Origin of the sequence: Amycolatopsis sp. SID8362, assembly GCF_010550475.1 — a bacterium.
Classification (GTDB): domain Bacteria; phylum Actinomycetota; class Actinomycetes; order Mycobacteriales; family Pseudonocardiaceae; genus Amycolatopsis; species Amycolatopsis eburnea.
This window is the reverse complement of record NZ_JAAGNB010000433.1, coordinates 1-226: the sequence shown is the minus strand read 5'-3', so window position 1 is coordinate 226 and position 226 is coordinate 1. Positions and strand designations below refer to the sequence as shown.

Annotated in this window: 1 pseudogene; it reads left to right on the top strand. The window is 77.9% G+C overall.

Going from position 1 to position 226, the window contains the following annotated elements:
• Positions 1 to 9 precede the first annotated feature (9 nt).
• Positions 10 to 226 (top strand): annotated as a pseudogene (locus G3I65_RS13550) (type VII secretion protein EccB); the annotation flags it as partial.

Sequence of the window (226 nt, the reverse complement as noted above, 5' to 3'; positions counted from 1 at the left end):
GAGGAGTCCGTGCTGCTGGCCGGCGCCGCTCCGGCGGGCGGCGCGGCGCTGGGCGACCGGGCGCTGCTGGTGGAACTGGTGACGACCGGCGACCGCTACCTGGTCTGGCGGGGCTACCGGCACCACATCGAGGACTACGCCGCGGTCGGCACCGGCCTCGCGCTGACCGCCGAGCCGTGGGCCCGGGTCGGCCGGCCCTGGCTGGACGTCCTGCCGGAAGGCGCTC